Source organism: Arthrobacter agilis, from assembly GCF_030816075.1.
Lineage (GTDB): Bacteria > Actinomycetota > Actinomycetes > Actinomycetales > Micrococcaceae > Arthrobacter_D > Arthrobacter_D agilis_E.
On sequence record NZ_JAUSXO010000001.1, the window covers coordinates 3,472,164 to 3,484,375 of the forward strand.

The window sequence follows — 12,212 nt, forward strand, 5'->3', positions numbered from 1 at the left end:
CGAACCACCGACGACGGAAGGGATGGCCCGTGCCCCCTGTGATCTTCGCCCACCGCGGCAGCAGCGGCACGTACGCCGAGCACACGCGTGCCGCCTACCTGCAGGCGCTCGCCGACGGCGCCGACGGCGTGGAGTGCGACGTCCACCTGAGCCGAGACGGACACCTGGTGTGCATCCACGACACCACGCTGGACCGCACGACGAACGGTTCCGGTGACGTGGCGGACCGCACCCTCGCCGAACTGCGGACGCTCGATGTGTCCGCCTGGAAGGGCGCGGCCGTCCCGCCCGCCTTCGGCGGCACCGGTGACCAGTTCCTCACCCTCGCCGACCTGTTGGCCCTGCTGGGGGGTGCCGGCCGCCCGGTCCGGCTGGCCATCGAGCTGAAGCACCCGAGTCCCTTCGGGCTGCGCCTGGAGGACGCCCTGATCGCCTTCCTCATGGACGAGGGGTGGGATCCGGAGTCCTCGATGCTGGGCACCGTCGAGATCAGCTTCATGAGCTTCAACCCGGACTCCATGCGACAGCTCGCCGAGTCGGCGCCGAGCCACATGCTGTGCCAGCTGGTCGCGGACGTGGAGCCCCAGGAGGTCCGCGACGCCCTGCGGTTCGGGTCCCTCGCCGAGGGAGCGCTGATCGGCGTCCTGCAGAGGGCGCTGAAGGAGGGTGAGGAGCTGATCGACGGGCAGGAGGTCGGCATCGCAGGCCCGGGCGTGGAGTACGTCCGCGACCACCCGGAGCGGGTCCGGCGCTGGATCCAGGAGGGGATGCGCGTGCGCGTCTGGACGGTGAACACCGAGGAGGACGCCCTGTTCCTCGCCGGCCTCGGTGTCCAGGAGATGACCTCGGACTATCCGGCGCGCATCCGGCTCGCCCTCGACGGCAACGGGAAGTAGCCGCACCGACTCCCCGGGCCGCTGTGGTTGAGTGGGAGGATGCAATCGCCGATCGAGGATTACGCGCTCCTCTCCGACCTCCACACCGGTGCCCTGATCTCCCGGGGCGGCAGCGTGGACTGGCTCTGCTTCCCCCGGTTCGACTCCGACTCGGTGTTCGGGGCCCTGCTCGGCACGCCGGAGCACGGCCGCTGGCTCGTCGCTCCGCTGGACGCGGCCGCCGAGGTGGTGGACCGCAGCTACATCGACTCGACCTTCGTGCTCCAGACCCACTGGCGGACCCCCGACGGCGAGGTGCTCGTCACGGACTTCATGCCGGTCACCGATCGCAGGGCCAACGTGGTGCGGCGTGTCCAGGGCCTGCGCGGCACGGTCACGGTCCATCAGGAACTGGAGATCCGCTTCGGCTACGGCGACGTGGTCCCGTGGGTCACCCAGGGCACGGACGGCGGCAGCCCGGCCCTCCTTGCCATCGCGGGACCGGACGCACTGCTGCTGCGCGGACCCCGGCTGCGTGCCACGGACCACCGCCACGAAGGCACCTTCGAGGTGACCGAGGGCGCCGTCGTCGACCTGGAACTGCTCTGGTTCCCGTCGCACCGAGACACCCCGGACGCACTCGACGTCGAGGAGGCGCTCGACACCACCATCACCTACTGGCGTGCCTGGGGAGCCAACAGCAAGGGCGACGGCAGGTACTCCGACGCCGTGCAGCGCTCCCTGCTCGTGCTGCGGGCCCTCACCCACGAGGACACCGACGGCATCGTGGCGGCGCCGACGACGTCGCTGCCCGAACAGTTCGGTGGCGCCCGCAACTGGGACTACCGGTTCTGCTGGCTCCGTGACGCCGCACTGACCCTCGAGGCCATGATGACCCACGGCTTCGCCGGAGAGGCGCTGGGCTGGCGCAACTGGCTGCTGCGGGCGGTCGCCGGGGACCCCGAGGACCTGCAGATCATGTACGGGGTTGCGGGCGAGCGGCACCTGCCCGAGCGGGAGCTCGACCACCTGCCGGGCTACGCGGATTCGGTGCCCGTCCGGATCGGGAATGGCGCCGTGGACCAGTACCAGGCCGACGTCGTCGGCGAGGTCATGGTGGCGCTGGAGAAGATGCGCGGCCACGGCGTGACGGAGGACAGCTTCTCCTGGCCCCTGCAGCGGTCGCTGCTCGGCTTCGCGGAGAAGCACCTCGACGAGCTCGACCACGGCATCTGGGAGATGCGTGGCCGGCCGCAGTCCTTCACGCATTCCCGCGTGATGATGTGGGCCGCGTTCGACTGTGCCGTGCGCGCGGTCCGCGACCACGGGCTCCACGGGCCGCTGAAGCACTGGATGGGGCTCCGGGACCGGCTGCGGGAGGAGATCCTGACGCACGGGTTCAACCGGGAGCTGAACACGTTCACGCAGGTCTACGACGGGACCGAGGTGGATGCCTCCCTGCTGGTGCTCCCGCAGGTGGGCTTCCTCGACTACGACGACCCCATGATGCTCGGCACCGTCGCCCGCCTGGAGCAGGATCTCGTGAACGCGGAGGGGCTGCTGCTGCGCTACCGCACCGCGAAGTCCGACGACGGCCTCGAGCCCGGCGAGCACCCGTTCCTCGCATGCTCCTTCTGGCTGGTCGAGCAGTACGCGCACAGCGGCCGCCAGGACGATGCCACACGGCTCATGGACCAGCTGGTGGGCTACTGCAACGAGCTCGGACTCCTGTCCGAGGAGTACGACGCCGAGAACGGCCGCATGGCGGGCAACTTCCCGCAGGCGTTCTCCCACCTGGCGCTGGTGCGGGCCGCCGACGCCCTCGAGATGGCCCGCGGCGAGACCGGGGCCCACGAGTCGATGGCCCGGGAGTAGCCCGGACCATCGACTGCGGTTCGTCGCGTTCCAGGATCAGACGGTGACGCCCTGCGGCTTCAGGACCACCTTGATGGTGCCGTCCGTCTTCTTCTGGAAGTTCTTGTACGCGGCCGGCGCCTCGTCGATCGAGACCTCGTGCGTCATGAGGTCGGTGACGCCCAGGGGATCCGAGGGCTCCTCGACGAGCGGCAGGAGCTCGTCCGTCCAGCGGCGCACGTTGCACTGGCCCATGCGGAACTGGAGCTGCTTGTCGAACATGTTGAGCAGGGGCATGGGGCTGGCCGTGCCGCCGTACACGCCGCTCAGGGAGATGGTGCCGCCGCGGCGGACGGCATCGATCGCCGAGTGCAGCGCCGAGAGGCGGTCGGTGCCGCCGGTCTCCATGACCTTCTGGGCCAGCTTGTCGGGGAGGACCCCGACGGCGTGCTGCGCGAACGCCCCGACCGGGGAGCCGTGCGCCTCCATGCCGGCGGCATCGACGATGGCGTCGGGTCCGCGGCCGTTGGTCATGCTGCGCAGTTCCTCGGCGGTGTCCTTCGTGAAGTCGACCGTCTCGATCCCGTGGCGCCTGGCCATGGCGCGGCGTTCCGGGACGGGCTCGACGCCGATCACGCGGTGGCCGAGGTACTTGCCGATGCGGGCGGCGAACTGGCCCACGGGCCCGAGGCCGTAGACCGCGAGGACGCCGTCCTTCGGGACGTCGGCGTACTGCACGCCCTGCCAGGCCGTGGGGAGGATGTCCGAGAGGTAGAGGTAGCGCTCGTCGGGCAGTTCCGAGCCCACCTTGACCGGCCCGTAGTCGGCGAAGGGCACGCGCAGGAACTCGGCCTGGCCCCCGGGGACGGAGCCGTAGAGCTCCGAGTAGCCGTAGATCGCGCAGCCGGAGCCTGCCGAGTGGACCTGCGTGGTCTCGCACTGCGACTGCAGGCCCCGCTTGCACATGAAGCAGTAGCCGCAGGAGATGTTGAACGGCACGACGACGCGGTCGCCGACCTTGAGGTTGGTGACACCGGCGCCCACTTCCTCGACGATGCCCATCGGTTCGTGCCCGAGCACGTCGCCCTTGTGCATGTAGGGACCGAGGACCTCGTAGAGATGCAGGTCGGAACCGCAGATCGCCGTCGAGGTGATCCTGACGATCGCGTCCGTGGGCTCCTGGATGGTGGGGTCGGGCACGTTCTCCACGCTGACGTTGCGCTTGCCCTGCCATGTCACTGCCTTCATGCCGTGCTCCTCGGGGTAGTAAGTAGGCTTTCCTTTCCTACTATTCACCCCTTCGACATGAATGGGAAGCGGGTCCGCGCGTCACCTAGCCTTGAACAGTGCTGCCCTCCCGATCTCCCGCCGTGCGCGTCGCCCTGTCCGTGGCCATCGCCACCGGGCTCTACGGGCTGTCGTTCGGCGCCCTGTCCGTGGCCGCGGGCCTCGATCTCCTGCAGACGATGGCCCTGAGCCTGCTGCTGTTCAGCGGCGGCTCCCAGTTCGCCTTCGTCGGCGTGATCGCCGGCGGGGGAAGCGGGATCTCGGCGATGTCGGCCGCCGCCCTCCTCGGCATCCGCAACGGCGTCTACGGGATGCAGATCAACGTCCTGCTGCGCCCGGCCCGCTGGCGGAAACTGCCGGCCGCCCACCTCACCATCGACGAGTCCGTCGCCACGGCCACGGGCCAGACCGACCCGGACGAGCAGCGCCGCGGCTTCTGGGCTGCCGGGATCGGCGTGTTCGTGCTGTGGAACCTGTTCACGCTCGTCGGCGCACTCGCCGGCAACGCCATGGGCGATCCCGCCCGGTGGGGCCTCGACGGCGCCGCCGTCGCGGCGTTCCTCGGGCTGCTCTGGCCCCGGATCCGGACGAGGGAACCCGCCGCGATCGCCGTCGTCTGCGCCGCGGTGACGCTCGTCGCCGTGCCGCTCGTCCCCGCGGGCGTCCCCATCCTCATCGCGGCCGTGGTGGCCGCCGCCCTGGGCCTCGCGGGTCTCGGCCCGGTCACCGAGGGGCTGGAGCCCGACGTCGAGCCCTACCCCACCGGCCCGGCCGGCTCCCCGCGGGGGGACGCATGAGCCTCTGGGGGTGGATCCTGCTGGCGTGCGCGGTGTCGATCGCCACGAAGTTCGCCGGGTACCTCGTGCCCGCGAAGCTGCTCGACAACCCGAGGATGCTGCGCGTCGCGGGGTCCCTGACCATCGGCCTGCTCGCCGCGCTGACGGCCGTCAACACCTTCGCGTCCGGGCAGGCGCTCGTCGTCGACGCCCGCGTCGCGGCCCTCGCGGCCGCCGCCGTGGCCCTCTGGCTGCGGGCGCCGTTCCTCGTCGTGGTCGCGGTGGGTGCGCTCGCGGCCGGGCTTGCGCGGTTGCTCGGGGCCGCGTAGGAGGCGGCTCGGGGCCGCATAGGAGGCTGGCTCCGGTGGTTGCCTGCCGCTCAGGCCGCCGGGCGCGGCACGAGCACGATCAGCGCGACGCCGACCAGGCAGACCACCGAGCCGAGGACGTCCCAGCGGTCGGGCCGGAACCCGTCGACGACCACGCCCCACGCGAGCGACCCCGCCACGAAGATCCCTCCGTAGGCCGCGAGGATCCGCCCGAAGTGCGCGTCCGGCTGCAGCGTGGCGACGAACCCGTAGGCACCGAGAGCCATGATGCCGAGTCCCGCCCACCACCAGGGCCTCCCCTCGCGCACGGCCTGCCAGATGAGCCAGGCCCCGCCGATCTCCGCGACGGCGGCGAGCACGAACAGGAGGGCGATGCGCAGGATCGTCATGGCTCCAGTCTGCCGGAGCCGCAGGCGGGGCAGCGCGGGCTAGGCGGCGCCGACGACGGCGGCCGTGGCCTCCGCGATCGCCGCCTCCTCGTCGGTCGGGACCACGAGGACGGGGAAGGCGGACGCCTCGGTGCTGATGGCGCGTGCCTCCCTGCTGCGCTCGCCGTTCCTCTGCTCGTCGAGCTCCAGGCCCAGGGCGCCGAGTTTCGAGACGACGGCGCTGCGGAAGGCCGCCGCGTTCTCGCCGATACCCGCCGTGAAGACGAGCGCCCGCGCTCCGCCGACCGCCACGTGGTACGCGCCCACGTACTTCGCGAGGCGGTAGGACGCCACCTCGATGGCCATCCTGGCGCGCTGCCCGCCCCCGTCCGCGGCCTCCGCGACGGAGCGCATGTCGTTCGTGCCGGCGAGGCCCTTCAGGCCGCTGTTGCGGTTCAGGAGGGTGTCGAGGTCCTGTTCCGAGTACCCCTCCCGCAGCAGGAACAGCAGGATGGACGGATCGATGTCGCCCGAGCGGGTCCCCATGACCAGGCCCTCGAGGGGCGTGAACCCCATCGAGGTATCGATGCTCTCGCCGTTCCGCACGGCCGTGACCGAGGCGCCGTTGCCGAGGTGCGCGATCACGCCCGTGAACGTGTCCTCGCCGAGCAGTCCTGCCGCTCCGCGGGCCACGTAGGCGTGCGAGGTCCCGTGGAAGCCGTAGCGGCGGATGCCGAACCTGCGGTACAGCTCGTCCGGGACGGCGTAGCGCCAGGCGTGCTCGGGCAGGGTCCGGTGGAACGCCGTGTCGAACACGGCCACCTGCGGCATGTCCGGCCACTTCTCGGTGATCGCCCGGATACCGGTGACGGCCGCCGGGTTGTGCAGGGGTGCGAGCGGGTTGAGGCGCTCGATGGCGCGCGTGATCTCATTGTCGATGAGCACGGGTTCGCTGAACCGCTCGCCGCCATGCACCACGCGGTGCCCCACGGCGTCGATCCCGCGGCCACCGAGTGCCGCGGACACCTCGCCGTCCACGCGGTCCAGGGCGGCCGCGTGGTCGGGCACCTCGCCCTCGCCGATGCGCTCCACCAGTCCTTCCGCCAGGACGTCGTCGCCCTCGCGGACCTGGTACTTGAGCGAGGATGAGCCGGAGTTGATGACGAGGATGATCATGGGGTCCTGTCGGGAGTCGGGTGGGTGATCAGGAGGCGGGCTGCTGGGCCTGGACGGCGGTGATGGCCACCGTGTTCACGATGTCCTCCACGGTGCAGCCGCGCGAGAGGTCGTTGACCGGCTTGCGCAGTCCCTGGAGGACGGGCCCGACGGCGACCGCGCCCGCCGACTGCTGCACCGCCTTGTAGGTGTTGTTGCCGGTGTTGAGGTCCGGGAAGATGAACACCGTCGCCTGCCCGGCCACCGTGGAGCCGGGGAGCTTGGAGGCCGCGACGGAGGCGTCGACGGCGGCGTCGTACTGGATGGGCCCCTCGACGGCGAGATCGGGCCGCTGCTGCCGGACGATCTCCGTGGCGCGGCGCACCTCGTCCACGGCGCCGCCGGAGCCCGACTCGCCCGTGGAGTAGGAGAGCATCGCGATGCGGGGTTCCACCCCGAACTGCGCGGCCGTCTCCGCGGAGGCGACGGCGATGTCCGCGAGCTGCTCGTCATCGGGGTCGGGGTTCACGGCGCAGTCCCCGTACACGAGCACGCGGTCCTGGAGGAGCATCAGGAACACGGAGGAGACGATCTTCGCGCCGTCCCTCGTCTTCACGAACTCGAGGGCGGGCCGGATGGTGTTCGCGGTGGTGTGGGCCGCACCCGAGACCATGCCGTCCACCCTCCCGAGCTGCACCATCATGGTGCCGAAGTATGCCCCTTCGAGCATGCGTTCGCGGGCCTGGTCGAGCGAGACGTTCTTGTGGGCGCGGAGCCGGGCGTACTCCGCCGCGAACTCGTCGCGCAGCTCGGAGGTGGCCGGATCGATCAGCGTGATGCCGGTGAGGTCGATGCCCTGCCCGGTGGCGAGCTCGCGGACCCGTGCCTCGGGGCCGAGGATCGTGAGGTCGCAGACATCGCGGCGGTGCAGGATCTCGGCGGCCTTCAGGATGCGGACGTCCTCGCCTTCGGGGAGCACGATGTGCCGGCGCTCGGCCCGCGCGCGCTGGATGAGTTCGTGCAGGAAGCGCAGCGGCGTCATGCTGACCGGGCGGGGGAGCTCGAGGCGCTCCAGCAGCTCGTGCTCGTCCACCTGCCGCGACCAGGCGCCCAGGGCCGCGGCGGCCTTGCGGCGCAGTCCGCTCGCGATCTCGCCCCGCACCTCGCTGACGCGGCGTGCGGCGGTGTAGGTGTCGTCGTCGAGCATGAACACGGGGAACGGCGCCTGGGCGAGGAGGGCCAGGATGCTGGGTTCAGGGGCCAGCCCGCCCGTCAGCATCATGCCCGAGGGCACGGGGAACTCGGGGGAGAACGACGACGCGAGGGTCGCCACGAGCACATCGGCGCGATCGCCGGGCACGATCACGAGGGCGCCGTCCTTCAGCAGGTGCAGGAAGTTGCCCACGTTCATGGCGGCGACGCGGACGCTCGTGACGTCGCGCTCGAGGTTGGAGTTGCCGGCGATCTGCCGCGCGCCGAGCGCTCGGGACACCTCGGAGACGGTGGGCTGGGAGATCTCGGCGAGTTCCGGGATCACGTAGACGGGGCGCCCGGACCTGCCCGGCCGCACGTGCTCGCTGATGGCCGTGACGGCGTCGTCCGCCGCGCGGTTGACCATCATGGCGAGGAGGGACACCTTGGCGGCGTCGAGCTCGCGGCGGGCGACGTCGACGGCGTCGGCGGCCTCGTCCACGGTCATGTCCTTGGCGCTGACGACGGCGAGCACCATGGCGCCGAGGTTGTTGGCGAGGCGCGCGTTCAGGTCGAACTCGACGGCGGCGTCGTTGCCCGAGAGGTCCGTGCCCTCGACGATGACGACGTCGCATTCCGCGGCGATCTCGCTGTAGATGGCGACGCAGCGGGCATCGATCTCGGCCCGGTCGCCGGCGACGAGCAGGGCTCGCGCCTCGGCCCGCGTCAGGCCGCCGCGTGCGCGGCTCGGCGGGAGATCGAAGGCGCGCTGCATGAGGCCCACCATCGGATCCGCGGCAGGATCGCTGCCCTCGACGATGGGCCGGAAGAAGCCGACGCGGTCGGCGTGCCGGTGCAGCATGTCGGCCAGGCCCAAGGAGATCAGGGCCTTGCCGGAGCCGTTGGTCATGGCGCTCACATAGATTCCGCGGGTCATGGGCCCAGTCTTGCAGGGTCACGGGAGGGCCGCCATAACGGGCATCACGCCGCGGGCCGGCCCTGCCGCGGTCCCGGACGGCCCGGGCGGCCGCCGTCGGACGCATCCCGCCGCTGATCCCGTCCTCCCGGCTGCCAGAGGACACCCCGGGGTCTTGACGACCGGGCGCGCCGCGCGTAACGTACAACCACATGGTTGTAGATCAGATGCAGGACGACGCGGTGGACCGCCTGTTCCAGGCGCTCGCCGACGCGACACGGCGGGACATCGTGGCGCGCGTCCTGGTCGCCGAGTATTCGGTATCCGGACTCGCCGAGCAGTACGCCATGAGTTTCGCCGCCGTGCAGAAACACGTGGCCGTGCTCGAGCGGGCATCGCTCGTCACGAAGGAGAAGCGCGGACGGGAGCAGATCGTGCGGGGAGAGGTCGACGGCGTGCAGAGGGCCCGCCGCCTGCTCGACGACTACGAGAGGATCTGGCGGCAGCGCGTCGACCGGATCGAGGACATCCTCGCCGAAGACGAGGACCACACCTAGGAAGGCAGCATCATGGCGGTCATCAGTGCAGAGAAGGACACACAGGAGCTCAACTTCCGGCTCGTCGCCGAGTTCGACGCCGATGTGAAGCGCGTCTGGCGGATCTGGGAGGATCCGCGTCAGCTCGAGCGGTGGTGGGGCCCGCCCACCTGGCCCGCGACCTTCGACTCCTACGACTTCGCCGTCGGTGGCCGTGCGGCGTACTACATGACGGGGCCGGACGGCGAGAAGGCGCACGGCTGGTGGGTCATCACCGGCATCGACGCGCCCACGCGCCTCACGTTCGACGACGGCTTCGCCGACGAGAACAGGGAACCGATGGACGAGCTCGGCCATACGCATGCCGTCGTCACGCTCGAGGACCTCGGCAACCGCACCCGCATGACCCTGGTCACCGGGTTCGAGTCGCTCGAGCAGCTGAACCAGATGGTGGAGATGGGCATGGAGGAGGGGCTGAAGCTCGCCCTGGGGCAGGTGGACTCCCTCCTCGCCGAGGAGGACGCCGCCGTCTGACGGAGACAGAAGGCGCCGCCGTCCCGGGGAGGGGCGGCGGCGCCTTCTGCGCGGTCGGCGTTACGCCGTGGCGGCCTTCGGCGTGCGGTTCGGCAGGGCGAGCTTGAAGATCTTCGCCCAGGTGGAGCCGACCTGCTTGGGCAGGGGGCCCGTGGTGTAGGGGAGCTTGTACCGGGTGCAGATCTCGCGGACCTTGACCGCCACTTCGGCGTACCGGTTGGACGGCAGGTCGGGGAAGCAGTGGTGCTCGATCTGGTGGGACAGGTTGCCCGTCAGGAAGTGCATGAGCTTCGATCCGGAGATGTTCGCCGAGCCGATCATCTGGCGGACGTACCAGTCACCGCGGGTCTCGCCGTCGACCTCCTCCTCCGTGAACGTGTCCGTCCCGTCGGGGAAGTGGCCGCAGAAGATCACGGCGTGCGCCCAGAAGTTGCGGATGGCGTTGGCGGCGAGCGTGCCGTAGAGGGCCTGCTTGCCGGAGCCGGTCAGCATCGCGACGGCGGGCGTGGCGGCGTAGTCCTTCGAGAACTGCTTGACGACCTTGACGCCCACGGCCTTGAGGTCGCGGTTCATGGCCTCCTTGGACTTCAGGCCCTCCTTGTACTCGGGGATCTCGAGGTCGTACAGGGCGATGCCCCACTCGAAGACCGGCGCCAGGATGGCGTTGTACAGGGGGTTGCCGAGGTTGAAGGGGCGCCACGGCTGGTCGGGGTCCATGCGGAGCAGGTTGTATCCGATGTCCCTGTCCTTGCCGATGACATTGGTCCAGCGGTGGTGCAGGTCGTTGTGGGTGTGCTGCCAGGACCGCGCCGGGGTGACGAAGTCCCACTCCCAGGTGGTGGAGTGGATGTCCGGGTCGCGCATCCAGTCCCACTGGCCGTGCAGCACGTTGTGCCCGATCTCCATGTTCTCGAGGATCTTGGCGAGGCTCAGCATGGCCGTGCCGGCGAACCAGGCGGGCTTGTACTTACTGAACAGGAGGGTGCCCCGCCCGGCGAACTCGAGGGAGCGCTGCAGCTTGATGACCCGGCGGATGTAGGCGGCGTCGGTGGCTCCGCGCTTGGCCAGGATCTCGTCGCGGACGGCGTCGAGCTCGCGGCCGAGTTCCTCGACCTGCTCGTCCGTCAGGTGCTTGGCGGCGTCGGGGCGGACCAGGGGGTGGCCCGACGCCGCGAGGGCGCCTGGGCGGGTCGCAGTGGTGGTCAAGGGAGGCTCCTTCGGTAGGGGGCTACAGGTCGAGGTTCACGGGCCCGGCGGCTGCCGACACGCAGGTCTGGATGAGCTGGCCGGGATTGTTGTGCAGTTCGCCGGTGCGCAGGTCCCGGACCTGGCCGGCGCGGAGCGGGATGAGGCAGCTGTGGCAGATACCCATCCGGCAGCCGCTCGGCATGAGGATGCCGGCGTCCTCGCCGATGTCGAGCAGCGGGGTGTCGCCGTCGGCCTGCACCTCGCGGTCGGACTGCTCGAAGGTGACGAGGCCGCCGTCGTGTCCGGCGCCCGCCGTGAGGTCCGTGCTGAAGCGCTCGATCGTCAGCGTGCCGGTGCGCGAGGCCTCGGCGCCGGTGGTGACGTCCGGTACGGTGCGTGCCTGCTCGAGCGCCGCCTCCCGCTGCCACAGGTCCTCGGCGTCGTTGAGGAACCCCTCCGGGCCGCAGGCGTACGCTGCACGCGAGCGCCAGTCGGGGCAGAGGTCCGCGATGGTCCGGGCGGTGAACTGCAGGCGGCCGCGGGCACTGGTGAACCAGTGGCGGACCGTGAGGTTGGGGAACTGGTCCGCGAGTTCGTCCAGCTCCTCGCGGAACAGGCTCTTCTCCGGCGTGCTGTTGGAGTTGATGAGCACCACGTTGGCGTCCGGCCTGCGCGGGATCAGGGTGCGGATCATCGACATGACCGGCGTGATGCCGCTGCCGGCCGTGAGCATGAGCAGGGAGCGCGGGTGCTCGGGGAGCACGAAGTCGCCCTGGGGCGGGGCGAGGAACAGGACGTCGCCCGGCCTGGTGTCCCGTACGAGGACGTGGGACACGGCCCCGGCGTCCTTGACGGTGATCGCAGGATCGTGGCCCGCGGCGTTGCTCAGCGAGTAGGAGCGCCACTGGCGCACGCCGTCGAGCTCCACGCCGATGCGCGCCCACTGTCCGGCCTGGTGTGCGTGCCACCCGTTCCCGGGGCGGAAGTAGATGGTGGCGGAGTCCTCGGTCTCGTGCACCACACGCGTGACGACGCCGCGGAGCTGGCGGGAGGAGTACACGGGATTGAAGAGCGCCAGAAAGTCTTCCGCCGTGAGCGGGGTGGTCAGCGCGGCAGTCACGCGTGCCAGCTTCGAAAACCGGATCATCCCATCAACCATATAGCCTCCGCTGATAAAAATCTGCATCGGGGGCGTAGAGTTTG

At 70.5% G+C, this 12,212-nt stretch carries 12 protein-coding genes; 6 read left to right on the forward strand and 6 right to left on the reverse strand.

Features of this window, described 5'->3' with window-relative positions:
• The first annotated feature begins 29 nt into the window (after window positions 1-29).
• Both QFZ50_RS16410 and QFZ50_RS16415 read left to right on the forward strand, forming a co-directional pair.
• Window positions 30-896, forward strand: a complete 867-nt coding sequence (locus QFZ50_RS16410; protein ID WP_307085959.1) for a glycerophosphodiester phosphodiesterase — start codon at window positions 30-32, stop codon at window positions 894-896.
• 39 nt (window positions 897-935) lie between these two features.
• On the forward strand, window positions 936-2,750 hold the full coding sequence (locus QFZ50_RS16415; protein WP_373462287.1) for a glycoside hydrolase family 15 protein: 1,815 nt from the start codon (window positions 936-938) through the stop codon (window positions 2,748-2,750).
• 36 nt (window positions 2,751-2,786) lie between these two features.
• Here QFZ50_RS16415 and QFZ50_RS16420 read toward each other — a convergent pair whose 3' ends face one another.
• The gene (locus tag QFZ50_RS16420) at window positions 2,787-3,977 is read right to left on the reverse strand and encodes a zinc-dependent alcohol dehydrogenase (RefSeq protein ID WP_307085960.1); all 1,191 of its coding nucleotides are present in this window, start codon (window positions 3,975-3,977) and stop codon (window positions 2,787-2,789) included.
• A 98-nt stretch (window positions 3,978-4,075) separates the two neighbouring features.
• Between QFZ50_RS16420 and QFZ50_RS16425 the strand changes: the two genes are divergently transcribed.
• Window positions 4,076-4,813, forward strand: a complete 738-nt coding sequence (locus tag QFZ50_RS16425) for an AzlC family ABC transporter permease (RefSeq protein WP_307085961.1) — start codon at window positions 4,076-4,078, stop codon at window positions 4,811-4,813.
• Window positions 4,810-5,121, forward strand: coding sequence for an AzlD domain-containing protein (locus QFZ50_RS16430; protein ID WP_307085962.1), 312 nt, complete (start codon window positions 4,810-4,812; stop codon window positions 5,119-5,121). Before QFZ50_RS16425 ends, QFZ50_RS16430 begins: the two co-directional genes overlap by 4 nt.
• Window positions 5,122-5,171: 50 nt before the next feature.
• Here the strand turns inward: QFZ50_RS16430 and QFZ50_RS16435 are convergent, their stop codons facing one another.
• From QFZ50_RS16435 to pta, 3 genes are read right to left on the reverse strand one after another with little or no spacing between them, the layout of a single operon-like run.
• Entirely contained in the window at window positions 5,172-5,510 is a 339-nt protein-coding gene (locus QFZ50_RS16435) for a YnfA family protein (protein ID WP_307085964.1), read from the reverse strand.
• 39 nt (window positions 5,511-5,549) lie between these two features.
• Window positions 5,550-6,665, reverse strand: coding sequence for an acetate/propionate family kinase (locus QFZ50_RS16440; RefSeq protein WP_307085966.1), 1,116 nt, complete (start codon window positions 6,663-6,665; stop codon window positions 5,550-5,552).
• A 28-nt stretch (window positions 6,666-6,693) separates the two neighbouring features.
• A complete protein-coding gene (gene pta / locus QFZ50_RS16445; protein WP_307085968.1) occupies window positions 6,694-8,772 on the reverse strand; it encodes a phosphate acetyltransferase in 2,079 nt (692 codons plus the stop codon).
• A 191-nt stretch (window positions 8,773-8,963) separates the two neighbouring features.
• Between pta and QFZ50_RS16450 the strand changes: the two genes are divergently transcribed.
• Entirely contained in the window at window positions 8,964-9,308 is a 345-nt protein-coding gene (locus QFZ50_RS16450) for an ArsR/SmtB family transcription factor (protein ID WP_307085969.1), read from the forward strand.
• A gap of 12 nt (window positions 9,309-9,320) precedes the next feature.
• Entirely contained in the window at window positions 9,321-9,821 is a 501-nt protein-coding gene (locus tag QFZ50_RS16455) for an SRPBCC family protein (protein ID WP_307085971.1), read from the forward strand.
• A 60-nt stretch (window positions 9,822-9,881) separates the two neighbouring features.
• On the opposite strand, the gene QFZ50_RS16460 is transcribed toward QFZ50_RS16455, so the two are convergent.
• Entirely contained in the window at window positions 9,882-11,027 is a 1,146-nt protein-coding gene (locus QFZ50_RS16460; protein WP_307085973.1) for a fatty acid desaturase family protein, read from the reverse strand.
• A 22-nt stretch (window positions 11,028-11,049) separates the two neighbouring features.
• A complete protein-coding gene (locus QFZ50_RS16465; RefSeq protein ID WP_307085975.1) occupies window positions 11,050-12,156 on the reverse strand; it encodes a ferredoxin reductase in 1,107 nt (368 codons plus the stop codon).
• Between the last annotated feature and the right edge of the window lie 56 nt (window positions 12,157-12,212).

Excerpts from the sequence above, each read along its gene's own strand:
- QFZ50_RS16415 (WP_373462287.1), top strand. The coding sequence starts at position 936 with ATGCAATCGCCGATCGAGGATTACGCGCTCCTCTCCGACCTCCACACC.
- QFZ50_RS16420 (WP_307085960.1), bottom strand. The coding sequence starts at position 3,977 with ATGAAGGCAGTGACATGGCAGGGCAAGCGCAACGTCAGCGTGGAGAAC.
- QFZ50_RS16430 (WP_307085962.1), top strand. The coding sequence starts at position 4,810 with ATGAGCCTCTGGGGGTGGATCCTGCTGGCGTGCGCGGTGTCGATCGCC.
- QFZ50_RS16435 (WP_307085964.1), bottom strand. The coding sequence starts at position 5,510 with ATGACGATCCTGCGCATCGCCCTCCTGTTCGTGCTCGCCGCCGTCGCG.
- QFZ50_RS16440 (WP_307085966.1), bottom strand. The coding sequence starts at position 6,665 with ATGATCATCCTCGTCATCAACTCCGGCTCATCCTCGCTCAAGTACCAG.
- pta (WP_307085968.1), bottom strand. The coding sequence starts at position 8,772 with ATGACCCGCGGAATCTATGTGAGCGCCATGACCAACGGCTCCGGCAAG.
- QFZ50_RS16450 (WP_307085969.1), top strand. The coding sequence starts at position 8,964 with ATGGTTGTAGATCAGATGCAGGACGACGCGGTGGACCGCCTGTTCCAG.
- QFZ50_RS16455 (WP_307085971.1), top strand. The coding sequence starts at position 9,321 with ATGGCGGTCATCAGTGCAGAGAAGGACACACAGGAGCTCAACTTCCGG.
- QFZ50_RS16465 (WP_307085975.1), bottom strand. The coding sequence starts at position 12,156 with ATGATCCGGTTTTCGAAGCTGGCACGCGTGACTGCCGCGCTGACCACC.